Source organism: Lysobacter oryzae DSM 21044 (assembly GCF_059568595.1).
On the sequence record NZ_JCANTQ010000010.1, the window covers coordinates 41,759 to 64,463 of the forward strand.

The 22,705-nt window shown below is 69.2% G+C and carries 24 protein-coding genes; 18 read left to right on the top strand and 6 right to left on the bottom strand.

Going from position 1 to position 22,705, the window contains the following annotated elements:
* Positions 1–164: 164 nt before the first annotated feature.
* From BP05_RS06310 to BP05_RS06320, 3 genes are read left to right on the top strand one after another with little or no spacing between them, the layout of a single operon-like run.
* Positions 165–2,033 (top strand): assimilatory sulfite reductase (NADPH) flavoprotein subunit, encoded by a 1,869-nt coding sequence (locus BP05_RS06310; protein ID WP_496361611.1) that lies wholly within the window; start codon positions 165–167, stop codon positions 2,031–2,033.
* A 9-nt stretch (positions 2,034–2,042) separates the two neighbouring features.
* Positions 2,043–3,788, top strand: a complete 1,746-nt coding sequence (gene cysI, locus BP05_RS06315; protein ID WP_496361613.1) for an assimilatory sulfite reductase (NADPH) hemoprotein subunit — start codon at positions 2,043–2,045, stop codon at positions 3,786–3,788.
* Complete coding sequence (locus BP05_RS06320; RefSeq protein ID WP_496361615.1) at positions 3,785–4,525, top strand: phosphoadenylyl-sulfate reductase; 741 nt, start codon at positions 3,785–3,787, stop codon at positions 4,523–4,525. Before cysI ends, BP05_RS06320 begins: the two co-directional genes overlap by 4 nt.
* Before the next feature lie 49 nt (positions 4,526–4,574).
* On the opposite strand, the gene BP05_RS06325 is transcribed toward BP05_RS06320, so the two are convergent.
* Complete coding sequence (locus tag BP05_RS06325; protein ID WP_496361617.1) at positions 4,575–5,567, bottom strand: LysR family transcriptional regulator; 993 nt, start codon at positions 5,565–5,567, stop codon at positions 4,575–4,577.
* Between the two features lie 269 nt (positions 5,568–5,836).
* On the opposite strand from BP05_RS06325, the gene cysG reads away from it, so the two are divergent.
* From cysG to BP05_RS06350, 5 genes are all read left to right on the top strand, one after another.
* A complete protein-coding gene (gene cysG, locus BP05_RS06330) occupies positions 5,837–7,288 on the top strand; it encodes a siroheme synthase CysG (protein WP_496361619.1) in 1,452 nt (483 codons plus the stop codon).
* Positions 7,289–7,322: 34 nt separating this feature from the next.
* Positions 7,323–8,300, top strand: coding sequence for a cysteine synthase A (gene cysK, locus BP05_RS06335; protein ID WP_496361621.1), 978 nt, complete (start codon positions 7,323–7,325; stop codon positions 8,298–8,300).
* Positions 8,301–8,418: 118 nt separating this feature from the next.
* Positions 8,419–9,453: an aminoglycoside phosphotransferase family protein gene (locus tag BP05_RS06340; RefSeq protein ID WP_496361623.1), complete on the top strand. Its 1,035-nt coding sequence runs from the start codon at positions 8,419–8,421 to the stop codon at positions 9,451–9,453.
* Positions 9,454–9,475: 22 nt separating this feature from the next.
* Positions 9,476–10,192 carry an N-acetylmuramate alpha-1-phosphate uridylyltransferase MurU gene (murU, locus tag BP05_RS06345; protein WP_496361625.1) on the top strand — a complete coding sequence of 239 codons (717 nt, stop codon included), beginning with the start codon at positions 9,476–9,478 and terminating at the stop codon, positions 10,190–10,192.
* Positions 10,193–10,229: 37 nt separating this feature from the next.
* Positions 10,230–10,766, top strand: coding sequence for a Cif family virulence factor (locus BP05_RS06350; RefSeq protein WP_496361627.1), 537 nt, complete (start codon positions 10,230–10,232; stop codon positions 10,764–10,766).
* A gap of 38 nt (positions 10,767–10,804) precedes the next feature.
* Here the strand turns inward: BP05_RS06350 and hda are convergent, their stop codons facing one another.
* Genes hda through BP05_RS06365 form a run of 3 tightly spaced genes read right to left on the bottom strand, consistent with a single transcriptional unit; the run spans position 10,805 to position 13,757 of the window.
* Positions 10,805–11,527, bottom strand: a complete 723-nt coding sequence (hda, locus tag BP05_RS06355) for a DnaA regulatory inactivator Hda (RefSeq protein WP_496361629.1) — start codon at positions 11,525–11,527, stop codon at positions 10,805–10,807.
* Complete coding sequence (locus tag BP05_RS06360) at positions 11,524–12,696, bottom strand: AI-2E family transporter (RefSeq protein WP_496361631.1); 1,173 nt, start codon at positions 12,694–12,696, stop codon at positions 11,524–11,526. Before BP05_RS06360 ends, hda begins: the two co-directional genes overlap by 4 nt.
* Positions 12,696–13,757, bottom strand: a complete 1,062-nt coding sequence (locus BP05_RS06365) for a DUF2066 domain-containing protein (RefSeq protein ID WP_496361633.1) — start codon at positions 13,755–13,757, stop codon at positions 12,696–12,698. Before BP05_RS06365 ends, BP05_RS06360 begins: the two co-directional genes overlap by 1 nt.
* Positions 13,758–13,862: 105 nt before the next feature.
* On the opposite strand from BP05_RS06365, the gene purM reads away from it, so the two are divergent.
* The 5 genes from purM to BP05_RS06390 are packed head-to-tail and all read left to right on the top strand — an operon-like array spanning position 13,863 to position 17,519.
* On the top strand, positions 13,863–14,924 hold the full coding sequence (gene purM, locus BP05_RS06370) for a phosphoribosylformylglycinamidine cyclo-ligase (protein ID WP_496361635.1): 1,062 nt from the start codon (positions 13,863–13,865) through the stop codon (positions 14,922–14,924).
* A gap of 60 nt (positions 14,925–14,984) precedes the next feature.
* The gene (locus BP05_RS06375; protein ID WP_496361637.1) at positions 14,985–15,407 is read left to right on the top strand and encodes a hypothetical protein; all 423 of its coding nucleotides are present in this window, start codon (positions 14,985–14,987) and stop codon (positions 15,405–15,407) included.
* Complete coding sequence (gene purN, locus BP05_RS06380) at positions 15,407–16,072, top strand: phosphoribosylglycinamide formyltransferase (protein ID WP_496361639.1); 666 nt, start codon at positions 15,407–15,409, stop codon at positions 16,070–16,072. Before BP05_RS06375 ends, purN begins: the two co-directional genes overlap by 1 nt.
* Positions 16,069–16,821, top strand: coding sequence for a DUF3108 domain-containing protein (locus tag BP05_RS06385; protein WP_496361641.1), 753 nt, complete (start codon positions 16,069–16,071; stop codon positions 16,819–16,821). Before purN ends, BP05_RS06385 begins: the two co-directional genes overlap by 4 nt.
* A gap of 8 nt (positions 16,822–16,829) precedes the next feature.
* A complete protein-coding gene (locus BP05_RS06390; RefSeq protein WP_496362298.1) occupies positions 16,830–17,519 on the top strand; it encodes a DUF3108 domain-containing protein in 690 nt (229 codons plus the stop codon).
* Between the two features lie 66 nt (positions 17,520–17,585).
* Here BP05_RS06390 and murA read toward each other — a convergent pair whose 3' ends face one another.
* On the bottom strand, positions 17,586–18,863 hold the full coding sequence (murA, locus tag BP05_RS06395) for a UDP-N-acetylglucosamine 1-carboxyvinyltransferase (protein ID WP_496361643.1): 1,278 nt from the start codon (positions 18,861–18,863) through the stop codon (positions 17,586–17,588).
* 1 nt (position 18,864) lies between these two features.
* A complete protein-coding gene (locus BP05_RS06400; RefSeq protein WP_496362300.1) occupies positions 18,865–19,101 on the bottom strand; it encodes a BolA family protein in 237 nt (78 codons plus the stop codon).
* A gap of 110 nt (positions 19,102–19,211) precedes the next feature.
* Between BP05_RS06400 and BP05_RS06405 the strand changes: the two genes are divergently transcribed.
* From BP05_RS06405 to lptB, 5 genes are all read left to right on the top strand, one after another.
* Positions 19,212–20,228, top strand: a complete 1,017-nt coding sequence (locus BP05_RS06405; RefSeq protein ID WP_496361645.1) for a KpsF/GutQ family sugar-phosphate isomerase — start codon at positions 19,212–19,214, stop codon at positions 20,226–20,228.
* 77 nt (positions 20,229–20,305) lie between these two features.
* On the top strand, positions 20,306–20,884 hold the full coding sequence (locus BP05_RS06410) for a KdsC family phosphatase (protein ID WP_496361647.1): 579 nt from the start codon (positions 20,306–20,308) through the stop codon (positions 20,882–20,884).
* On the top strand, positions 20,881–21,450 hold the full coding sequence (gene lptC, locus BP05_RS06415; RefSeq protein ID WP_496361649.1) for an LPS export ABC transporter periplasmic protein LptC: 570 nt from the start codon (positions 20,881–20,883) through the stop codon (positions 21,448–21,450). The genes BP05_RS06410 and lptC overlap by 4 nt, the downstream gene beginning before the upstream one ends.
* Positions 21,431–21,976 carry a lipopolysaccharide transport periplasmic protein LptA gene (gene lptA / locus BP05_RS06420; RefSeq protein WP_496361651.1) on the top strand — a complete coding sequence of 182 codons (546 nt, stop codon included), beginning with the start codon at positions 21,431–21,433 and terminating at the stop codon, positions 21,974–21,976. The genes lptC and lptA overlap by 20 nt, the downstream gene beginning before the upstream one ends.
* On the top strand, positions 21,976–22,695 hold the full coding sequence (lptB, locus tag BP05_RS06425; protein WP_496361653.1) for an LPS export ABC transporter ATP-binding protein: 720 nt from the start codon (positions 21,976–21,978) through the stop codon (positions 22,693–22,695). Before lptA ends, lptB begins: the two co-directional genes overlap by 1 nt.
* Positions 22,696–22,705: the final 10 nt, after the last annotated feature.

A 22,705-nucleotide genomic window follows, 5' to 3' on the forward strand; every position in this document is an offset into this window, starting at 1 on the left:
GCTCCGGCCCGCGAGATGCAGGCTCGGCATAAGCGCATAGCGGCAAGTCCTTTCTCCCGCGGCGCCGGCCTAACTAGCCTCGCAGCATCGCCTGACTCCCGAGCTGCACGATGTCCGCCTCGCCTGCCCCCGCTGCGGTTCCGACCGGTGCACTGCCGAACGGCATGCTTGGCCTCGTCGCGCCGCCCTCCCTGCTTTCGCAGGAGCAGGCCGCCCAGCTCGATCTGTTGACCGGCGGCCTGGATGACGCGGGCCTGTGGTGGCTGTCGGGCTATGCCGCGGGCCTCGCGCGATCACAGGCGCTGGCCGCCCCGCGGCCATCCGCCGTTGCGGGCGCGGAGCCGCAGGTCGCCGCGCAGCTGACCATCGTCTACGGCAGCCAGACCGGCAACGCGAAGCGTGTCGCCGGGCAACTCGCGCAGCAGGTCGAAGCCGCGGGCCTGGGTGCGCGCCTGGTCCGCGCCGACGCCTACGCCACGCGCGAACTGAAGAACGAGCGCCACCTCGCCATCGTCATCAGCACCCAGGGCGACGGCGACCCACCGGACGACGCCCGCGGGTTCTTCGAGTTCGTTACCGGCAAGCGCGCGCCGCAGCTGCCCGAGCTGCGTTACGCAGTGCTGGCGCTCGGCGATTCCAGTTATCCGCAGTTCTGCGCCATCGGCCGCCGCCTCGACGACCGCCTGGCCGAGCTCGGCGCCAGGCGCTGGTTCGCACGCGGCGACGCCGACCTCGACATCGATGCCGTGGCGACGCCCTGGCTCGCCAGCGTCCTCGCCGCGGCGAAGGACGCGCTGAAGCCGCAGGCCCCGCTGGCCACGGTCACGCCGCTGCGCCCGCTGGCGAGCCTCTACACGCGCGAGCATCCGTTCCAAGCCGAACTGCTGGTCAACCAGCGCATCACCGGCCGCGGCCACGGCGGCGGCAAGGCGGCTTCAGACAAGGCGGCTTCAAACAAGGCGGCTTCAAGCAAGGATGTCCGCCATATCGAGCTGTCGCTGGAAGGTTCGGGCCTGCGCTACGAACCCGGCGACGCGCTGGGCATCTGGCCGGTCAATCCGCCGCGTCTGGTCGATGCGGTCCTGGCCACGCTCGAACTCGACGGCCAACAGGCCGTCACTGTCGGCGAGCAGACCCTGCCGCTGCGGGAGTGGCTGTCGCATCGGCGCGAACTCACGCGGCTGTCGCGCCCGTTCGTGGCGACGCACGCCGCGCATGCGCAGAGCGCGGAGCTCAACGCCCTGCTCGCACCGGATCGCGCCGCCGACTTCGCCCGCCTACTGGCCGAGCGACAGGTGCTCGACCTGCTGCAAGCGCATCCCGCTGCCTGGACGGGCGAGGAACTCGTCGCCGCGCTGCGTCCGCTGGCGCCACGGCTGTATTCGATCGCCTCCAGCGCCAGGGCCGTCGGCGAGGAGGAAGTCCATCTCACCGTGGCGCATGTCGAATACGAAGTCGCCGGCGGCAACCCGGATGACCGCCTGCGCTGGGGCGCGGCTTCCAACTACCTGGCGCGTGCCGCCGAGGGCGAGAAGCTGCCGGTCTTCATCGAGCACAACGAGCGCTTCCGCTTGCCGAAGGACGGGACGCGCGACGTCATCCTGGTCGGTCCGGGCACCGGCGTCGCCCCGTTTCGCGGCTTCGTGCAGGAGCGTGCCGCCTCCGGTGCGACCGGGCGCAACTGGCTGTTCTTCGGCAACCCGCACGCACGCAGCGACTTCCTCTACCAGTTGGAATGGCAGGAGGCGCTCAAGCGCGGCGCATTGCACCGCCTCGACCTCGCCTTCTCGCGCGACCAGGCGCACCAGGTCTACGTGCAGGACCGCCTGCGCGAACACAGCCACGACGTCTTCGCCTGGCTGGAAGGCGGCGCCCACCTGTACGTATGCGGCGATGCCACGCGCATGGCGAAGGACGTGCACGCCGCACTGCTGGAGATCGTCGCCACGCACGGCGGGATATCGGCCGAGGACGCCTCGGCCTACCTCAACCAGCTGCAGGCCCAGGGCCGTTACGCCCGGGACGTGTACTGAAACGACGCCATGAGCACGCATTCGGTCGAAGACATCAAGAAATCCAGCGCGCGCCTGCGCGGCACGCTGCTGGCCTCGCTCGCCAACCCGGTCACCGGCGCGCTCGCCGACGACGACCAGACCCTGATCAAGTACCACGGCAGCTACCAGCAGGACGATCGCGACCTGCGCGAGGAACGGCGCCAGCAGAAGCTGGAACCGGCCTGGCAGTTCATGATCCGCACGCGCACCCCGGGCGGCGTGGTCACGCCGGAGCAGTGGCTCAAGCTCGACCGCATCGCCACCACGTACGCGGAGCGCGGCCTGCGCATCACCACGCGCCAGGCGTTCCAGTTCCACGGCGTGATCAAGCGCGAACTCAAGGCGACGATGCAGGCGATCAACGCCGCGCTGATCGACACGCTGGCGGCATGCGGCGACGTCAACCGCAACATCGCCGTGTCGGCGAACCCGCACGAGTCCGCCGCGCACGCGTTCGTGCACGCGCAGGCCGCTGCGCTGTCGACGCGGCTGCTGCCCAATACCCGCGCCTACTACGAGATCTGGCTCGACGAGGAACGCGTCGCCGGCAGCGGCGAGGAAGAGGACCGGATCTACGGCGAGGCCTACCTGCCGCGCAAGTTCAAGATCGGCTTCGCCATCCCGCCGTACAACGATGTCGACGTGTTCGCCCAGGACCTGGGCTTCATCGCGATCGTCGAAATGAGCTCGTCAGGAGAGCGCGAGGTCGTCGGCTACAACGTCAGCGTCGGCGGCGGCATGGGCGCGACCCATGGCGATGCGGAAACCTACCCGCGCCTGGCCGACGTGATCGGCTTCATCCGTCCCGACCAGCTCACGGCCGTCGCCGAGGCCGTGCTGACCACGCAGCGCGACTGGGGCAACCGCGTCGTGCGCAAGCGGGCGCGGCTGAAGTACACGATCGACGATCGCGGCCTCGACGCGTTCAAGGCCGAAGTGGAACGCCGCACCGGGTTCTCCCTCGAGCCGGCGCGGCGCTTCGACTTCGTCCACAACGGCGACCGCTTCGGCTGGATCCGGGGCGATGACCGCGAAGGCCACGACGGCCCGTGGCATCTGACCCTGCGCATCGTCGCCGGCCGCATCTGGGATCGCGAACAGCCGCACCTCACCGGGCTGCGCGAGATCGCCAAGGCGTTGCTGCACACCGATGCCGCGCCGGCGCCCGAATTCCGCATGACCGCGAACCAGAACCTGGTCATCGCCAATATCCCCGCCGACCGGCGCCGGCATATCGATTCGCTGGTCGCATCGCACGGCCTGGACGAACACCTGCTCGCATCGCCGGTGCGCCTCAACGCGATCGCCTGCGTCGCGCTGCCGACCTGCAGCCTGGCGATGGCCGAGGCCGAGCGTTACCTGCCCGACTTCCTAACCCGCGTCGAAGCGCTGCTCGACACCCATGGCCTGCGCGACACGCCGATCAACCTGCGTATCAGCGGCTGCCCGAACGGCTGCTCGCGCCCGTACCTGGGCGAGATCGCGCTCGTGGGCAAGGCGCCGGGCCGCTACAACCTGATGCTCGGCGCTTCGCACAAGGGCGAGCGCCTCAACACGCTGTATCGCGAAAACATCGACGAAGCCGCAATCCTGGCCGCGCTCGATGCGTTGTTCGCGCGCTACGCCTCCGGCCGCGAAAGCGGCGAACGCTTCGGCGACTTCCTGGTCAGAAGCGGACTCGTCCGCACGGGTGCCGTCGCCGGCAAATCACTGCCACTGGAACTGGTCGAATGAGCCCGCCCGATCCCGTCACCGCCGCCGAGTCGCCGCGCTCGCTGGACGAACTCAACCAATGGCTGGCGACGCGCTCCGCCGAGGATCGCGTGGCCTGGGGCCTGGCCAACCTGGCAGGCAGCCATGCGCTGTCGTCGAGTTTCGGCGCGCAGGCCGCGGTGTCGCTGCACATGGTCACGCGGCAGCGCCCGGAGATTCCGGTGATCCTGATCGACACCGGCTACCTCTTCCCCGAGACCTACCGCTTCGTCGACGAACTGACCGAACGGCTGGCGCTGAACCTCAAGGTGTACCGCCCGCAGATCGGCATCGCCTGGATGGAGGCGCGGCTGGGCAGGCTGTGGGAACTGGGCGTGGACGGCCTCGACCGATACAACCGCCTGCGCAAGGTGGAACCGATGCAGCGCGCGTTGCGCGACCTCGGCGCGCGCACCTGGATCTCCGGCATCCGCCGATCGCAGTCGCGCGGCCGGGCGGAGACGCCGTTCCTGCAGCTGCACGACGGGCGCTGGAAGCTGCATCCGCTCGCCGACTGGAGCGACCGCGATGTATGGAACTACCTGCAGCAACACGACCTGCCGTATCACCCGCTCTGGCACGACGGCTATGTCTCGATCGGCGACGTGCACACGACGCGGCGGCTGGAAGCGGGCATGAGCGAGGAGGACACCCGCTTCTTCGGGCTCAAGCGCGAGTGCGGCCTGCACGAGGACTGGGACAGCAGCCGGGCGGCATGACGCGGCCCGGTAACAACGAAGGCCCGGGAATTCCGGGCCTTAGGCGTCTTCAGGCAGCCTGGCTGAGCGCTTCGCTCAGTTCGGACCAGCTCGGCGGCTGCGGCCAGTCGGCTTCCTGGTTGCCGGCGAGCACGCGCTGCAGGTCGCGCTGGTCGATCTGCGGCGCCAGCGCATGCAGCAGTTCGATGGTGTAGTCGCGCAGCACGCGTTCGCGCGGCAGCACGGCCCAGGCGATGCATTCGGGGATGGCGGCCGGCGCGGGCAGCGCGACGAGATCGGTGTCCTCGCGTTCGTTCACCGCCATCTCCGCGAGCAAACCGACCCCGAGGCCCGAACGGACGTAGGTCTTGATCAGGTCGGCATCGCGCGCGGTCATCGACAGCTGCGGCTCCAGTCCGGCGGTCGCGAATGCACGGCGCAGCGAGGACTCCGGGCGGGTCGAGGACTCATAGCTCACCAGCGGATGGGCGGCGAGCTGCGCGAGCGTCGGTGGGTTCCCGTTGCGTGCCAGCGGATGCGAGCGCGGCACCAGCACCACGCGCTTCCAGCGGAACAGCGGTACGGCGATGCCGCCGGCCGGGGCTTCGCCTGCGGTGCTGATGAGCGCGAAATCGGATTCGCCGCGGGCCAGCAGGTCGAGCACGTCGCCTTCGGAACTCGGCAGCAGGTGCACGCTGACGCGCGGATAGGTCTGGCGCAGTTGCGCGATCGCCGGCGGCAGGACGAAACGGGCCTGCGTGTGCGTGGTGGCGAGCACCAGGCGGCCGTGGCCATCGCGACGCTGGTTGGCGGCGTAGGAACGGATGTTGGCGGCTTCGGCGAGCAGGCGGCGCGCATGCGCGAGGACCTGGCTGCCGGCGGGGGTGATGCTTTCGAGGCTGCGGCCCTTGCGTGCGAACAGCAGGAAACCGAGTTCTTCCTCGAGCTGCTTGAGCTGCTTGGACAGGCCGGGCTGCGTGGCGTGCACGCGTTCGGCGGCGAGGGTGATGTTGAGGCCGGAATCGGCGATCGCGGCGAAGTAACGGAGCTGCGTCAGGGTCATGGCGGCGTCTGGGGTCGGTCGGGTTGCGGCGTGGGGGTCGGGTACTTGGAAGCGGCGGAAATACGCGCGTGACACCAGGCAAACATCGGGACGGATTTCATTTGGTTATCTCTTTATGCGGATGAACGGATAGACCATAGCGTCATGGCCGGGGCGATGTCCAGCGCCGGTCATGCCATGAGGGCATGAAGCCACAGCCGCGGATCATTTCCGCCGCTGCGGCCACAACGCTAGGTTGCGAAAACGCCTCGCTTCCGGCCGTCTGCCCCATGTCCGCGCCTCCCCTCTTCCCGCTGTTCACCCATCTCGCCGGCCGCGCCGTGCTGGTGGTCGGCGGTGGCGCCGTGGCCCGACGCAAGGTCCAGGCGTTGCTGCCCACCGGCGCCAGCGTCCGGGTCGGTGCGACCGTGCTGGACTCGCAACTGGCGCAACTCGCCGCGCAGGGCCGGATCGAGGTGCTGGCCGGTCCGTTCAATGAGGCCTGGCTGGAAGGCGCCTGGCTGGTCGTCGCCGCGACGGACGACCGTGCCGTCAATCGCGCCGTCGCCGCGGCGGCGGAAGCCCGGCGCGTGTGGGCCAACGTGGTCGACGATGCGGAACTGTCCAGCGCGCACCTGCCGGCCCGGGTGGAACGCGGCGCCGTGCAGATCGCCATCTCCAGTGGTGGCGGCGCACCGATGCTCGCGCGGCACCTGCGGGAGCAGCTGGAAACGCAATTCGACGAATCGCTCGGCGCCCTCGCCGAACTGTTCGCGCAGACCCGCGAACGCATCCGCACGCATCTACCCGATCTGGCCACGCGACGGCGCTTCTTCGATCGCGTGCTGCGGGGAGCCATCCCGACCCTGCTGCGGCGTGGCGAGACCGCGAAGGCGCGCCGCGAATTCATCGGCCTGCTGGAGCAAGCGCAGCAGGCCCGATCCGGCAGCGTCGTCCTGGTCGGCGCCGGGCCCGGCGATCCCGGGCTGCTCACCCTGCGCGCCCTCCGCGTGCTCAACGAGGCGGACGTGATCCTGCACGACCGCCTCGTCGGCGCCGAGGTTCTCGCGCTCGCGCGTCGCGACGCGGAGCTGATCGACGTCGGCAAGCAGGTCGGCGGCGACCACCACACCACACAGGAGTGCATCCATCGCCAGTTGCTGGAACACGCGCGCCGCGGCAAGCGCGTGGTCCGGCTCAAGGGCGGCGACCCGTTCGTGTTCGGCCGCGGCGGCGAAGAGCTGGAAGTGCTGCGCGAACACGGCATCGATTTCGAAGTCGTGCCTGGGATCACCGCCGCGATCGCCTGCGGCGCCTACGCGGGCATTCCGCTCACGCATCGCGACCACGCGCAGTCGGTGCGGTTCATCACCGCGCACACGAAGGACGAGGACGATGCCTTCGACTGGGCCGCGCTGGCGCGGGAAAAGCAGACGCTTGCGTTCTACATGGGCGTGGCGGGGTTGGAGCGCATACGGGACCGCCTGCTCGCCCACGGCCGCGCCGCGTCGACGCCCTTCGCGATCATCGAGAACGGCACGCGTCCTGAACAGCGCGTCGTGCTCGGCACCTTGGCCGCTCTGCCGGAACTAGCGCGTTTCCACTGCGTGGGCGCGCCGGCACTGGTGATCGTGGGAGAGGTCGCCGCGCTCGCGGCGAGCCTGCACTGGTTCGGTAGCGAACCTTTAACAACAGCGGGCGCAGGATGCGGTCCGCTCGCAAATCTCGCGCAGGCCGCGTGATTCCCCCGCCCTTTCCGAGTACACATCCCCCGTCATGACTATTTACAACAGCATCCTCGACACCATCGGCTCCACGCCCATCGTCAAGCTGCATCGCATTGCGCCCAGCCACGTCACGCTGTACGCCAAGAACGAAGCATTCAACCCCGGTGGTTCGGTCAAGGACCGGCTCGCGCTGGCGATCGTGCTCGACGCGGAGCAGAAGGGCCTGCTCAAGCCGGGCCAGACCATCATCGAAGCGACGTCGGGCAACACCGGCATCGCGCTCGCCATGGTCGCGGCGGCACGCGGCTATCCGTTCGTGGCGGTGATGTCGGATTCCTTCTCGATCGAACGGCGCAAGCTGATGCGCGCCTACGGCGCGAAGGTGATCCTGACGCCCGCGGCCGAACGCGGCAGCGGCATGGTGCGCCGGGCGAACGACCTTGCTCAGAAGCACGGCTGGTTCCTTGCGCGCCAGTTCGAGAACGAGGCCAATCCCGCCTACCACCGCAGCACCACCGGCCCGGAAATCCTGCGCGACTTCGCCGGCCAGCGCCTGGACTATTTCGTCAGCGGCTGGGGCACCGGCGGCACCATCACCGGCGCCGGCGAGGTGCTCAAACTCGCGCGTCCGGCAATCAAAGTGATCGCCAGCGAACCGGCGGGCGCCGCATTGCTGTCGGGCAAGGAATGGGCCCCGCACAAGATCCAGGGCTGGACCCCGGACTTCCTGCCGCAGGTGCTCAGCCGCACGATCGCCGACGAGATCCTGCCGATCGACGAGGTCCTGGCGCGCGACACCGCGCGTCGCCTTGCCGCCGAGGAAGGCGTGTTCGTCGGCATTTCCGCCGGCGCCACGGTCGCTGCCGCGCTGCAGGTCGCCGAGCGCGCGCCGGAGGGATCGGTCCTGCTGGCGATGCTGCCCGACACCGGCGAGCGCTACCTCTCGACGTTCCTGTTCGAGGGCGTCAGCGACGGCTCCGATGACGAGTGGCTGGCCTCGCTCACGGGCGAGGCCGCCGCGGCCTGATCCGCCGGCAGGACGCGCCCGCAACGCCCGTGCGGAAACCGGCGGCAGCGCACATCCCCGCGCCGCCGCCGTCGCGCCATGCGTTTATGCTGTGGCCACCCGATCCACGCCGTTCCGCATGACTTCCGACGATCTTTCCGCCCGCGAGGCCGCCCGCCTCGCCTGGGCCCGCGCCGCCAGCGGCGACGCCACGCTCGAACTCCACCGCGCCTCGATGGACGCCGGCTTCCGCAGCTACTGGCGCGGGGCGGTCGCCGGCGTCGACGGACCCGGCAGCGTGATCGTCATGGATTCCCCGCCCGACAAGGAAGACGTGCGGCCCTGGTTGCGCATCCGCGACCTGCTCGAACGCGGCGGCGTGCGCGTGCCGCACGTGCTGGCGCGCGACGAGGACGCCGGCTTCCTGCTGCTGGAAGACCTCGGCGCGGATACCTACCTGCATGTAATCGGGCCGCACAACGCGGACGAATTGTTCGACGCCGCGATCGGCCAGTTGCTGCGGATCCAGGCCGTGCCTTGCCCCGAGGGCTTCCCGGCTTACGACGACGCCTTGTTGTCGCGCGAGCTGCGCCTGTTCGACGAGTGGTACCTCGGCCGGCATCTCGGGCTGTCGCTGGATTGCGGCGACATGGACAGGCTCGAGCTCGTCTACCGGCGCCTGATCGACAACGCACTGGCGCAGCCGCAGGTGTTCGTGCACCGCGACTTCATGCCGCGCAACCTGATGCCGGCGAGCGACGGCCCGGCCGTGCTCGATTTCCAGGACGCGGTGCGGGGACCGATCGCGTACGACGCCTTGAGCCTGTTCAAGGACGCGTTCCTGAGCTGGCCCGAGGATCGGGTCGAGGTATGGCTGGCGCGCTACCACGCGCGCGCCCAGGCCGCCGGCCTGCCGGTGCCCGACTCCGCCCGTTTCCGCCGCGATGCCGACTGGATCGGCGTGCAGCGGCACCTGAAGGTGATCGGCATCTTCGCGCGCCTGTGGCATCGCGATGGCAAGCCGAAGTACCTGGCCGACGTCCCGCGCTTCTTCGCCTACCTCGATGCCGTGCTGCCGCGCTATCCGGAGTTCGCGCCGCTGGTCGAACTGATCGAGCAGCGCGTGAAGCCCGCGCTGGCCGAACAGGTGCGCGCGCAAGGAGACGCAGATTGAACGCTTCGCAGCGGCCATTGCGATGAAGGCGCTGATCTTCGCCGCCGGCCTCGGCGAACGCATGCGGCCGTTGACCAACCACACGCCCAAGCCGCTGCTGCCCGTGGGCGGCAAGCCGCTGATCGTGTGGCACCTGGAGAAGCTCGCCGCCTTGGGCGTGCGCGACGTGGTGGTCAATACCAGCTGGCTCGCCGAGCAGTTCCCCGCCACCCTCGGCGATGGCGAACGCTGGGGCCTGCGCCTGCACTTTTCCTTCGAAGGCCCGACGCCGCTGGAGACCGGCGGCGGCATGTGGCACGCGGCCCCGAACCTGGCCGAGGGCGATGCGCCGTGGCTCGCGGTGAACGGCGACATCTGGAGCGACTACGACTTCGCGCACCTGCCGCGCGACGTCGCGGGCGACGCGCACCTGGTGCTGGTCGACAACCCGCCGCAGCACCCCGATGGCGACTTCGCCCTCGATACGCGCGGATGCGTGCTCGGCGACGGCGAGCCGCGCCTGACCTTTTCCGGCATCGGCCTGTACCGCCCATCGCTGTTCGCGGACTGGCGCGGCATCATCGGCGCCGCCGCAGGTGCCGACGAAACCCCGCCACGCTTCAAGCTCGCGCCATTGCTGCGCGCCGCGATGGTGGGAGGACGCGTCAGCGGCGAACACCACCGCGGCCGCTGGACCGACGTCGGCACCCCGCAGCGCCTGGCGCAACTCGATGCGGAACTCGCCCCGCCCGTGCGCTGACCCGCCCCCAACCACCCCCTGCAATGGAGTGCACACCGTGAAATCGATTCCGCTCGTCCTCGCCTGCCTGCTGGCGGCCCCCGTCTTCGCCCAGCCCCCGGCGAATCCGTCCGCCACTGCCGGAGCCAGCACCGCCGAAGCGGCGGACGCGCAGATCCGCGCGGTGATCGAAGCGTTCCGTACCGCGATCATCAAGCGCGACCAGCCCGCCTTCGAACGCCTGTTCCTGCATGAGCGCATCACCTGGCAACCGGTGACGAGCGACGCCGCGCTGCAGCGGATCCTGCAGAAGCACCCGACGGCGAAGAAGGTCACGGTCGATCCCGCCCGCACGCCCTACTCCTTCATTGCCGGCATCGTCGCCAGCAAGAACACGTCCGAGGAAACCTTCGACAACGTGCGGATCGACAGCGACGGCGACCTCGCCTCGGTCGTATTCGACTACGCCTTCCTCAGCAACGGACAGGAAACCAACCACGGCCGGGAAGCGTGGCACCTGCTGCGTACGCCGGACGGATGGAAGATCGCATCGGTGATCTGGTCGGTGAACCTGAAGCCTGAAGCGGCGAAGTAACCGCGGCACAGGCGGTCGTGCCTGCGCGCGCCTTCGCGTTACAGGTCCAGCGTCTGCCGCAGGAAGGGCACGGTGACGCGTCGCTGCGCCGCCAGCGACGCGCGATCGAGCTGGTCGAGCAGCGCGGTGAGCCCCCCCAGGTCGCGGCCCACGCGTTTCAGCAGCCACTCGAGCGCCGCCTCCTCGAGCACCAGGCCGCGGCGTTGCGCGCGCTGCTGGAGCACTTCGCGGCGCCCCTCGTCGTCCAGCGGCAGCAGCGTGATGCGCGTGCACTGACCCAGGCGCGAGCGCAGGTCGGGCAGCACCAGGCCGATCGCATCGGGAATGTCGCGCGCGGCGTAAACCAGGGCGACGCCGGCCGCGCGGGCCCGGTTGTGCGCGTCGAACAGCGCGATCTCGTCCTCGCGGTTACCGGCGATGGCATCGAGGCCGTCGAGGGCGATGAGGTCGTTGCCCTCCAGTGCCTGCAGGGCATCGCGCAGACGGCCCGCGGCCGCGATCAGGGGCAGGTAGGCGGCGCGCTGGCCGGCGGACTCGGCGGCCGCACAGGTGGCCAGCAGCAGGTGGGTCTTGCCCACGCCCAATGGCCCCGCGAGGTACAGCGCGTCGCGCGCGACAGCTGGATCGGCAGGGGTACCTGCCGCATGGCGCAACTGTTCGATCGCACCGGGAGGCGCGCACACGAACGCCTCCAGGCGCTGGTCGGGTGGGTAGCGCAATGCCAGCGGCAATTGCGGCACGCCATGCACGGAACGGCTCACTCCGGCTGGCGCTCCACCGCCGTTTCGATGGCCGCCTGCCCGGCTGCCGCCTGCCGCGCCGCCGCGGCCAGGGGGGCCGCCTGCTCACCCGCGTACAGGCGACTATGCGTGTAGCGCTGCTCGGCGTAGCGCAGCAGCACGTTGGCGACGGCCGCCACCGGTAGCGCGAGCAGCATGCCGAGGAAGCCGAACAGCTGGCCGCCGGCGAGCACGGCGAAGATCACCGCCGCCGGATGCAGGCCGATGCGGTCGCCGACCAGCTTGGGCGTGAGCCAGTAGCTCTCGATCACCTGGCCGACGCCGAACACGATCAGCACCCCCGCGAGGTGCTCCCAGTCGCCGTACTGCACGAGGGCGGCGATGCAGCCCAGGATGATGCCGCTCGCCGGACCGAGGTACGGCACAAACGTGAGAAGCCCGGCGATGATCCCGATCAGGATGCCCAGGTCGAGGCCCACGCCCCACAGCCCCAGCCCGTACATCACGCCGAGGATCACCATCACCAGGAACTGCCCGCGCAGGAAGGCGCCGAGCACGTCGCCCGACTCGCGCGCGAGCCGCGACGCGGTACCCAGGTAGTCCCGCGGGATCAGCGCGGCGACGCGCGCCACCAGCAGGTCCCAGTCGCGCAGGAAAAAGTACGTCAACACCGGCAGCAGCGCGACGTTGGCGACCAGCGCCAGGATCGCGAAGCCGGAGCGCGACAGGTAACCCAGCAGGGTCGTGGCGATGCCGCCGGCGCGCTCCCAATTGGTGCGGACGAGTTCGACGAGATGGTTGAAGTCGAGCCAGGTCGCGATCTGCATCCCGGTCCGCCGCTCCAGCCACGGTATCGCGACCTGCAGCAGCCAGTCGCGGTAATGCGGCAACGAGGCGATCAACGTCGCGATCTGGCGCTCGATCAGCGGCACCAGGATCACCAGCACCGCGATCACGACCAGGGTCATGGCGCAGAAGACGAGTGCGACCGCGGTGTTGCGCGAGCGGCCGGTGCGTTGCAGCCGGTTCACCAGCGGATCGCCCAGCCACCCCAGCATCGCGGCGATCACGAACGGCGTGAGCACCGGCGCCAGCAGCCACAGCAGCCACAGCGCGCCCAAGCCGAGCGCGGTCCATTGCAGCCGCCGCAGGAAGCGGGCGATCTCGTGCAGGGAGGCGTGGGAGTCCATCAACGCAGCCGGTAGACGGGCGCATCGCCCTCGGCGGCGACGATGACGCCGTCGCGATCGGCCATGCGCCTGAAGCCCGACAGGCCCGAGGCGAGGTCGAGCGAGAACGTCACGCTGTCGGGCGTGGCGCGCTGCGGCGTGATCTTGCGCACGATGGCGAGCTTGTCCAGGTAGCCGGCCAGGCGCATGTAGTCATCGCTGCTGTGGATGCCGGTGAACGTGACCGCATAGCTTCCGGGGGGGCCGGCGGCGCCGCGCTTGGCGTAGCGCTTGGTCAACGCATCGGCGGCGCCATCCGCGCCGGTGGCGATGGCACGGCGCGCGTCGGGATCGGTGGTGCTCCAGCTCGACAGCACCTTGCCGTTGTCGACGAAGGTCCAGTCGGCCTTCCAGCCGGCGCCGCTGCGGTAGACCTTGCCGATCAGCTGCATCGGCGGCGAGTAGCGCAGCGACGCACGCGCGACCGCGGCGCTGTCGCCGCGCCAGATGGCCCCGACCGTGGCCTGTTCGGCGGCGTTGCCCGCGGGCAGCCCGAGCGCGTAGCCGCGCTCCTTCGCGCGGCTCAGCGCGGAGCGCGCCGCATTGGCCTGCGGCAGGCCGACCAGCCGCGGTCCCTTGCCATCGTCGATGCCCAGCCACAGCACCGGCTTGGGCCGCGGCAGCGGCCATACGGGCAGGCCGACGGTTTCGATGAGATCGTCGACCTGCTCCTGGTCGAAGCGCACGATCAGGGTGGTGCCGAAGGTCGGCGCGCCGGTCGGACCCACGCCCTCGTCCTGGCGGTAGTCGTAGCTGCGCACGTACTCCTTGGCCCGGCGCAGTTCCTGGCCGACCCCCGGCTGCCCGGCGACGCTGCGGACGCCCGACAGCTTGGCCAGCACCGACGAGAGCGCGCGGGCGAAGCCCGTGTTGCGTTCGGCCTCGCCCTGGCCGTTGACGTTCACCTCGGCCTCGTAAGGACCCTGCGCGCCGGCGCGGTCGCCCTCGACGCGCTGCGCCGTGGCGGTGAAGCTCACCAGCAGCAAAGCCGCCAGCCAGAACCCTCTAAATGCGCGAACCATCGCTGTCCCTGGTCGGTATAACCGACTGAAATGGTGCCGTACGGGCCCAAGGACGTCCATTCGCGTCCGTCGCGGCTGGTAAAATCGCCCGTCTTCCGCCCCGCGATGCCTCTCGTGACCCCGCCTTCCGTGAACAATCCCACCCCGCTCACCTACCGCGACGCCGGCGTCGACATCGACGCGGGCAACGAAGTGGTCGAGCGCATCAAGCCCGCGATCAAGCGGACCCTGCGCCCGGAAGTGCTCGGTGGCGGCATCGGCGGGTTCGGTGGCCTGTTCGACCTGTCCGGCAAGTACCGGGAACCGGTCATGGTCTCGGGCACCGACGGCGTGGGCACCAAGCTGATCCTGGCCAAGCAGCTGAACAGGCACGACACGATCGGTATCGACCTGGTCGCGATGTGCGTCAACGACGTGCTCGTGCAGGGCGCCGAACCGCTGTTCTTCCTCGACTACTTCGCCACCGGCAAGCTCGACGTCGACACCACGGTGGACGTGGTCGGCGGCATCGCCAGGGGCTGCGAGATCGCCGGCTGCGCACTGATCGGCGGCGAAACCGCCGAGATGCCCGACATGTACCCGCCCGGCGAATACGACCTCGCCGGGTTCACCGTGGGCGCGGTGGAGAAGGCGCGACTGATCGACGGCAGCCGGGTGCGCCAGGGCGACGTGCTCATCGGCATCGCCTCCAGCGGCCCGCATTCCAATGGCTATTCGCTGGTCCGCAAGATCCTCGCCCGTGCGGGCAATCCGCTCGAGCTGGACCTGGGCGGAGTCAAGCTCGCCGACGCGCTGATGGAACCCACGCGCATCTACGTCAAGCCGGTGCTGGAACTGCTGCAGCAGCACGACATCCACGCCATGGCCCACGTCACCGGCGGCGCCCTGGTGGAGAAGATCATCCGCGTCGTGCCCAAGCCGCTCGGCCTGGAAATCGACACGTCGTCGTGGCCGCTGCCGCCGGTGTTCGACTGGCTGCAGCGCGAGGGCAACGTGCCGCGCGAGGAGATGTGGCGCACCTTCAACTGCGGCATCGGCTTCGTGCTGATGGTGGCGCCCAGCGATGTCGCGGCCGTGAATGCACACCTGGACACCCTCGGCTTGCCCCATTGGCAGATCGGCCAGGTCACGGCCGGCGGCGACGGCGAACGCCTCCGTATCTCCTGACGCCCAGCCTCGCACCGGCGGCCGCCGTCACCACTTCGACAACCCACATGGGGCGCATGCTTGAGCACTAGCGATCCGGCCTCGCTGCAAGATCGGCAACACCTGGACCTGCTTGGCGTCTTCCACTACGTGGTCGCCGCCCTGGGCGCCCTGTTCTCCCTGTTCCCGGTGATCCACCTGGTGATCGGCATCGCGATGGTCAGTGGCCACCTGAGCGGCGGGCAGAAGCCCGGGGAGCCCGATCCGGCGCTGTTCGGCTGGTTCTTCGTCGGTATCGCCGCCCTCATGATCGTTTTCGGCCTGACCTTCAGCGCGTTGCTCGCCTACGCCGGCCGCTGCCTGCGCCAACGCCGGCGCTACACGTTCTGCCTGGTGATGGCGGCGATCAGCTGCGCTTTCATGCCCTTCGGCACCGTGCTGGGCATCTTCACGCTGATCGTGCTGACCAAGCCATCGGCCAAGTCGCTGTTCGCGCGAACGTGATGCGCCTGGCCATCCTCGCCTCGGGCCGCGGCAGCAACCTGCTTGCCATCCTCGACGCGATCGCGCGCAAGCAGCTCGACGCGACGGTGGCCGGCGTGTTTTCCGACAAGGCCGATGCGCCTGCGCTGCAGCACGCGCGCGACGCGGAAGTCCCGGCCCGCAGCCTGTCGCCGAAAGGCTTCGCGTCACGCGCCGACTTCGATGAACACCTGTTCAGCCTGGTCGATGCAGTTCAGCCCGATCTCATCGTCTGTGCCGGATATATGCGCCTGATCAGCGACGGCGCCGTCGCTGCACGGACCGGACGCATGATCAACATCCATCCCTCGCTGTTGCCCGAGTTCAAGGGCCTGCGCACGCACCAGCAGGCGCTCGACGCCGGTGCGCGCATGCATGGCGCCAGCGTGCACTTCGTCACGCCCGAACTCGACGGCGGGCCGGTAATAGCGCAGGCGCGCGTCGCGGTGGAAGCCGGCGACGACGCAGGCACCCTCGCCGAGCGTGTATTGCGGCGCGAACACCCGCTGCTGCTGGCGACCCTGCAGCAGCTGGCCGAGGGCCGCATCGCGCTGAATGATCATCGCGTTCACTACAACGGTCATCCGCTCGCGTCACCCTTGCAACTCGATGCCGGCAATCGCCTGGTCGAGGAAATTTCCGCATGAAATCCTTCCATGGCGCCCTGATCGCGGTCGCTTCGCTGCTGTCGACGCCGGTCATGGCCGATGCGACTTCGCCCGCGACGGCGGCCGTCGATCCGCGACCGCTCGAGCCGTTCATCGCGCAATACCAGGTCTACAAGGACGGGCGCGTGCTCGGCGATGCGGTGATGCAGGTGGTGAAGAACGACGATCGCCGCTGGCGCGTCGACCTCAACATCCGCGGCACCCAGGGGCTGGTTGGCCTGGCCGGCATCGCCGCGCAGCAGAGCACGGTGTTTGACGTGGCGGGCGGTCAGTACCGGCCGCTCGCGCAGAGCACGCTGCGCAAGACCGTGTTCACGAAGAAGCAGACCGTGGGCGTCTACGATTGGCGCTCGCACCAGGCGCGCTGGACTGGCGATGTAAAGGACTCCCGGCGCGCACCGGTTCCCCTGCAGGACGGCGACCAGAGCGGCCTGCTCATCAACCTTGCGGTAATCCGCGATGCCCAACCCGGACAGTCGCTGCATTACCGCTTTGTCGACGACGGCCGCGTCCGCGACCATCGCTACGACGTGTCCACCCAGTTCGACGACGTGAAGGTCGGCGACCTGGATTACAACGCGATGCGGGTTTCACGTGCCCAGGCGGGCAACGAGGAAACGGTAATCTGGGTTGTGGATGGCGTCCCGACGCCGGTCCGCATCCTGCAGCGCGAGGATGGCCAGGACAAATTCGACCTGCGCCTGGTGGAGTACAAGGGAGCGCAATGATGACGACGTTGAAGAAGATCCCCGCCTTGAAGTCTGTGCTGGCTTCCGCGGCACTGCTCGCGGCCAGCCTGACCGCGAACGCGGGCGAGGTGAAGGCGTTCACGGCCGATTACCACGCCAGCTACATGGGCATCCAGGGCATCGGCCGCATGGTGCTCGCGCAGGCGGGCGCCAATCGCTGGCGCTACAGCCTCGACATCGGCGGATCGATGGCCAACCTCAACCAGACCACGGTGTTCGAGGACAGCAACGGCGAATGGCGACCGATTTCCAACAGCGACAGTTCGGAGCTGCTGGTGAAGCGCAAGCAGAAGAACGCCACCTACGACTGGTCGCGGGGCGAAGCGCGTTGGAGCGGCGACGTGAAGCCCGACCGGGCCGGCCCGGTCAGGCTGCAGAGCGGCGACCTTGACGCGATGCTGATCAACCTGGCCATTGCGCGCGATGTCGCCGCGGGCAAGCCGTTGCGCTACCGCATGGTCGACGACGGCCGGGTCAAGCAGTTGAACTACCAGGTCGCGGGCAAGGAGACGATCACCGTCGCCGGCAAGGCCCGCCAGGCGACCAAGGTCACCCGCGTGGACGGCGACAAGCAGGAAATGCTCTGGCTGGTCGACGGCATGCCGGTGCCCGCGCGCATCCTGCGCCGCAAGGACGGCCAGGACGAGATGGACCTGCGCCTGCAGACGCTGCACTGACCAAGCCGCCCTACGAAAGAGCCCCGCGAATGCGGGGCTTTCTTTTTGCAGCGCCGGCAGCAGGCATCAGCTGATGCGGCGGATCTTCGCCCCGAGTCCGGACAGCTTTTCCTCGATGTTCTCGTAGCCGCGGTCCAGGTGGTAGATGCGGTCGATGACGGTCTCGCCGTCGGCGACCAGCCCCGCCAGGATCAGCGACGCCGATGCACGCAGGTCGGTCGCCATCACCGGCGCGCCGCTGAGCTGCTGCACGCCGCGCACCACCGCGGTGTGGCCGTCGACGCGGATGTCGGCGCCCAGGCGCAGCAGTTCGTTGACGTGCATGAAGCGGTTTTCGAAGATCGTCTCGTTGATCACGCCGACACCGTCCGCGATGCAGTTCATCGCCATGAACTGCGCCTGCATGTCGGTCGGGAACGCCGGGTGCGGCGCGGTGGTGATGTTCACCGCCTTGGGGCGGCGGCCGTGCATGTCCAGGGTGATCCGGTCGCCGTCGACGGTGATCTCGGCGCCGGCTTCGGTGAGCTTGTCGAGCACCGCGTCGAGGGTGTCCGGACGCGCCTTGCGCACGGTCACGCGGCCACCGGTCATCGCGCCGGCGACCAGGAACGTCCCGGTCTCGATGCGGTCGGCGACCACCGAATGCTTGCCGCCGTGCAGGCGCTCGACGCCCTCGACGACGATGCGGCCGGTGCCGGCGCCTTCGATCTTCGCGCCCATCGCCTTGAGGCACTCGGCCAGGTCGACGATTTCCGGCTCCATGGCCGCGTTCTCGAGCACGGTGGTGCCCTGCGCGAGCGTGGCTGCCATCAGCACGTTCTCGGTGGCGCCGACGCTGACCATCTCGAACACGTGGCGCGCGCCCTTCAGCCGCTTCGCGCTGGCCTTGATGAAGCCATGGTCGACGCTGATGTCGGCGCCCAGCGCCTGCAGCCCCTTGATGTGCAGGTCGACCGGACGCGAACCGATCGCGCAGCCGCCGGGCAGCGACACTTCCGCATCGCCGTATTTCGCCAGCAGCGGCCCCAGCACCAGCACCGACGCACGCATGGTCTTCACCAGCTCGTACGGGGCGACATGGCTGTTGACGCTGCGCGGATCGACGATCACGCCGCTCTCGCTGCCCCGGCCGATGGTGCCCTGGTCGACGGTGATCCCGGCGCCCAGCCCGGCCAGCAGCTTGGCGGTGGTGACCACGTCGTGCAGGTGCGGGACGTTGCTGATCTCAACCGGCGCGTCGGCCAGCAAGGTCGCGCACAGGATGGGCAATACAGCGTTCTTGGCGCCGGAGATCTGGACCTCGCCGTTAAGCCGCTGGCCGCCTTCCACCACGATCTTGTCCATGTCAGGCGGCCTCGTCCGGGGTGACGGTCTTCAGGGCCAGGGCGTGGATTTCCCCGCCCATGCGGTCGCCGAGGGTCGCGTAGACCATGCGGTGGCGGGCCAGCGGAAGCTTGCCGCGGAAGGCTTCGGCCACGACGGTGGCCTCGAAATGGACCCCGTCATCGCCGCGCACGTCGGCGCGGGCGCCGGGGAGGCCTTGTTCGATGAGGTGGCGGATGGTGTCTGCGTTCAAGTCGATGTGTTCCGGCGGTGCGGTGGCGGCCGGCGGGCATCGCACGGCGCTTTGCGCATAAAATGAACGGATTAGCCTAGCGGAAAGCCCCCCGGCCTTAAATGGCAATGTCCGAAATGGCGACCTCGCCCCCACATCCCCTGCCCGGCGCCGAGCCTGGCGCCCTCACCGGCCTGGCCAACAGCGGCCGCCGCGTGTTCGCCATCGAGGCCCAGGCCCTGGCTGCCGTCGCGGCGCGCCTGGACGGCGAATTCTCCGCCGCCTGCCGCCTGATGCTGGCCACCTCCGGCCGCGTGGTCTGCACCGGCATGGGCAAGTCGGGGCACATCGCCCGCAAGATCGCCGCGACGCTGGCGTCCACCGGGACGCCGGCGTTCTACGTGCATCCGGGCGAGGCCGCGCATGGCGACCTCGGCATGATCACGGACGCCGATGTCGTGCTGGCGTTGTCGTATTCCGGCGAGAGCGACGAGATCCTGCTGCTGCTCCCGGTACTGCGGCGCCAGGGCAACAAACTGATCGCCATGACCGGGCGCGCCAACTCTTCGCTCGCGCGCGAAGCCGACGTCCATCTCGACGTCAGCGTGCCGGCCGAGGCGTGCCCGCTCGACCTCGCCCCCACCTCGAGCACCACCGCATCGCTCGCCATGGGCGACGCCCTGGCCGTGGCGCTGCTCGACGCGCGTGGCTTCACCGCCGACGACTTCGCCCGCTCGCATCCGGCCGGCGCGCTCGGCCGGCGCCTGCTCCTGCACATCTCCGACGTGATGCACGCCGGCAACGACGTGCCGCGCGTGGCCGCGGATGCCACCCTGAGCGAAGCGCTGGTGGAGATGAGCCGCAAGCGCCTGGGCATGACCGCGATCGTGGATCCCGAGGGAAGGCTGCTCGGACTGTTCACCGACGGCGACCTGCGCCGGGCCCTCGACGATCGCAACGTCGACCTGCGCAGCACGCGCATCGCCGACGTGATGACGCACTCGCCCAAGACCATCGGCTCCGACGCGCTCGCCGTCGAAGCCGCGCAACTGATGGAAGCGCACAAGATCGGCGGCCTGCTCGTGATCGACGCCGATCGCCGCGTCGTCGGCGCCCTCAACATTCATGACCTGTTGCGGGCGCGAGTGGTGTAACAACGCAACCTGCGGATTCCGGCGTGCCACGGCACCGCCGGCGCCGCCTTCGAACCATCACCAACCGCCGCGGCACCATGCCCTATAGCCATCTCAACGACTATCCCGCCGACATCCGCCACCGCGCGGCGCGCGTGCGCCTGGCTTGCTTCGATGTCGACGGCACGCTGACCGACGGACGCCTGTTCTTCGACAGCGAGGGCGTGGAGCTCAAGGCGTTCCATGTGCATGACGGCCAGGGCCTGGTGCTGTTGCGCAAGGTCGGCATTGCGGTCGCTTTCGTCACCGCGCGTCCCAGCGTCATCGCGGAACAGCGCGCGGCCGAACTCGGGCTGGAAGCCCATACCGGTGTGAAGGACAAGCTCGCCTGCGTCCAGGGCATCGCGGACCGCCTCGGCATTGCGCTCAACGACGTGGCCTTCATGGGCGACGACCTGCCCGACCTGCGCGTGATGGCGCAGGTCGGCTTGTCGGCGGCGCCTGGCGACGCGCATGCCTGGGTCCGCGAACGCGCGCACTGGCGCACGACCGCCCACGCGGGCCATGGCGCCGCGCGCGAGTTCTGCGACTTGCTGCTCGCCGCGCAGGGCAAGGCCGAAGCGCTGCTCGCCGAAGTCACGCGCTTGGAAGGCGAGCGCGTCGAGGGCAAGGCATGAACTGGCGCGCGATTGTCACCGTCGTCCTGCTCGTCGGCGCGCTGGTCAGCGGCTGGTCGGTCTGGACCCAGCGCAAGAAGGAGTCCGCGCTCGCCGCGCCGGCTGCACGATCCGATTACGTGCTGATCGATTTCGAACTGACCTCCCTCAACCCGCAGGGCAAGGAATCGTTCACCCTGCGCGCGCCGCGCCTGGCGCGCGACCCGGAGAAGCGGACGATGGACATCGCCACGCCGCTGTTCGTGATTCCCCCGGGCGAAGGGGCTGGCAACGATGCCTGGGAAGTGCGGGCGAAGAATGGCTGGGTCAGCGCCGAAGGCGACGAGCTGCGCCTGCGCGGCAATGTCCGTGGCGTGAGCTCGGGACTGACCAGTCCGGCGACCACGCTGGCGACCCGCGAACTGAACATCTACCCCGATGCGCGCCGTGCCACTTCGCCGGGCAAGGTCGAGGTCAGCCGCCCGGGTTCTATACTCAGCGGTCGCGGCCTGGAGCTGGATCTGGCCAGCAAGCGCTACTCGTTCAAGTCCGAGGTCCACCAACACTATGTCCCGACCGCCCGTTAAGCCATTCGCCGTGCTCGTGGCCGGCGCCCTGCTCCTGGCGTCGACGGGCGCGTGGGCGAGATCTTCGGACCGCAACCAGGCGATGGACATCGAGGCCGGTTCCACCAGCGGCTCGCTCGACGATCGCCAGCCGACGGTCCTGTCCAACGGCGTCACCATCAACCAGGGGTCCCTGAAGATCGAAGCCGCGACGGCAACGATCACGACCCGCGGCGGCGACCCCGTGCGTGCAGTGCTGACCGGCGGGCCGGTCAAGCTCAGCCAGCAACTGGACGATGGCACCCCCATGAACGCCACCGCAGGCCGGGTCGATTACGACCTGACCACAGAGGTCGTGATCTTCAGCGACAAGGTGAATATCCAGCAGCCGCGCGGCAGCCTCTCCGGCCCCCGCGTGGTCTACAACATGAAGACCGGCATGGTGAACAGCAGTTCGGACAGCAGTGGCCGGGTAAAGATGACCATCCAACCCCGCCAGGCCGCACCCGCGCCGGCCAAGCCCGTTCCCAAGAAGGGGACGAACTGATGCTGGCTGCCAAGGGCCTGCGCAAGGCCTATCGCTCCCGGGAAGTCGTCCGCGATTTCGCCCTGACGCTGGACGCCGGCGAAGTCGTCGGCCTGCTCGGCCCCAACGGCGCCGGCAAGACCACCTGCTTCTACATGATCGTCGGCCTGGTGCCGGCCGATGCCGGCCAGATCGTCCTGGACGGCAAGGACATCACCGGCGAACCGATGTATGCGCGCGCCAAGCACGGCGTCGGCTACCTGCCGCAGGAGCCCTCGGTGTTCCGCAAGCTCAGCGTCGCCGACAACATCCGCCTGGTGCTGGAACTGCGCGACGACCTCGATCGCAACGGCATCGAAAAGGAGCTCGCCAGCCTCATGGACGAGCTGCAGATCACCCACGTCGCCGACCAGATCGGCGCCAGCCTCTCCGGCGGCGAGCGTCGCCGTGTCGAGATCGCCCGCGCGTTGGCAGCCAAGCCGCGCCTGATGCTGCTGGACGAGCCTTTCGCCGGCGTGGACCCGATCTCGGTGGGTGAAATCCAGCGCATCGTGCGCCACCTAAAGAACCGCGGCATCGGCGTGTTGATCACCGATCACAACGTGCGCGAGACGCTGGGCATCTGCGACCGCGCCTACATCCTCAACGAAGGCGCTGTCCTCGCGCAGGGCTCGCCTGATGCGCTGCTCTCCAATCCGGATGTGCGTCGCGTGTATCTGGGCGATACGTTCCGCCTGTAACCATTGCCAC

Excerpts from the sequence above, each read along its gene's own strand:
- BP05_RS06385 (WP_496361641.1), top strand. The coding sequence starts at position 16,069 with ATGAAATCCTTCCATGGCGCCCTGATCGCGGTCGCTTCGCTGCTGTCG.
- BP05_RS06365 (WP_496361633.1), bottom strand. The coding sequence starts at position 13,757 with ATGGTTCGCGCATTTAGAGGGTTCTGGCTGGCGGCTTTGCTGCTGGTG.
- cysK (WP_496361621.1), top strand. The coding sequence starts at position 7,323 with ATGACTATTTACAACAGCATCCTCGACACCATCGGCTCCACGCCCATC.
- murA (WP_496361643.1), bottom strand. The coding sequence starts at position 18,863 with ATGGACAAGATCGTGGTGGAAGGCGGCCAGCGGCTTAACGGCGAGGTC.
- BP05_RS06360 (WP_496361631.1), bottom strand. The coding sequence starts at position 12,696 with ATGGACTCCCACGCCTCCCTGCACGAGATCGCCCGCTTCCTGCGGCGG.
- murU (WP_496361625.1), top strand. The coding sequence starts at position 9,476 with ATGAAGGCGCTGATCTTCGCCGCCGGCCTCGGCGAACGCATGCGGCCG.
- lptA (WP_496361651.1), top strand. The coding sequence starts at position 21,431 with ATGTCCCGACCGCCCGTTAAGCCATTCGCCGTGCTCGTGGCCGGCGCC.
- BP05_RS06325 (WP_496361617.1), bottom strand. The coding sequence starts at position 5,567 with ATGACCCTGACGCAGCTCCGTTACTTCGCCGCGATCGCCGATTCCGGC.
- cysI (WP_496361613.1), top strand. The coding sequence starts at position 2,043 with ATGAGCACGCATTCGGTCGAAGACATCAAGAAATCCAGCGCGCGCCTG.
- purM (WP_496361635.1), top strand. The coding sequence starts at position 13,863 with ATGCCTCTCGTGACCCCGCCTTCCGTGAACAATCCCACCCCGCTCACC.
- BP05_RS06340 (WP_496361623.1), top strand. The coding sequence starts at position 8,419 with ATGACTTCCGACGATCTTTCCGCCCGCGAGGCCGCCCGCCTCGCCTGG.
- BP05_RS06310 (WP_496361611.1), top strand. The coding sequence starts at position 165 with ATGCTTGGCCTCGTCGCGCCGCCCTCCCTGCTTTCGCAGGAGCAGGCC.
- BP05_RS06320 (WP_496361615.1), top strand. The coding sequence starts at position 3,785 with ATGAGCCCGCCCGATCCCGTCACCGCCGCCGAGTCGCCGCGCTCGCTG.
- BP05_RS06410 (WP_496361647.1), top strand. The coding sequence starts at position 20,306 with ATGCCCTATAGCCATCTCAACGACTATCCCGCCGACATCCGCCACCGC.
- lptB (WP_496361653.1), top strand. The coding sequence starts at position 21,976 with ATGCTGGCTGCCAAGGGCCTGCGCAAGGCCTATCGCTCCCGGGAAGTC.
- BP05_RS06405 (WP_496361645.1), top strand. The coding sequence starts at position 19,212 with ATGGCGACCTCGCCCCCACATCCCCTGCCCGGCGCCGAGCCTGGCGCC.
- cysG (WP_496361619.1), top strand. The coding sequence starts at position 5,837 with ATGTCCGCGCCTCCCCTCTTCCCGCTGTTCACCCATCTCGCCGGCCGC.
- purN (WP_496361639.1), top strand. The coding sequence starts at position 15,407 with ATGCGCCTGGCCATCCTCGCCTCGGGCCGCGGCAGCAACCTGCTTGCC.
- lptC (WP_496361649.1), top strand. The coding sequence starts at position 20,881 with ATGAACTGGCGCGCGATTGTCACCGTCGTCCTGCTCGTCGGCGCGCTG.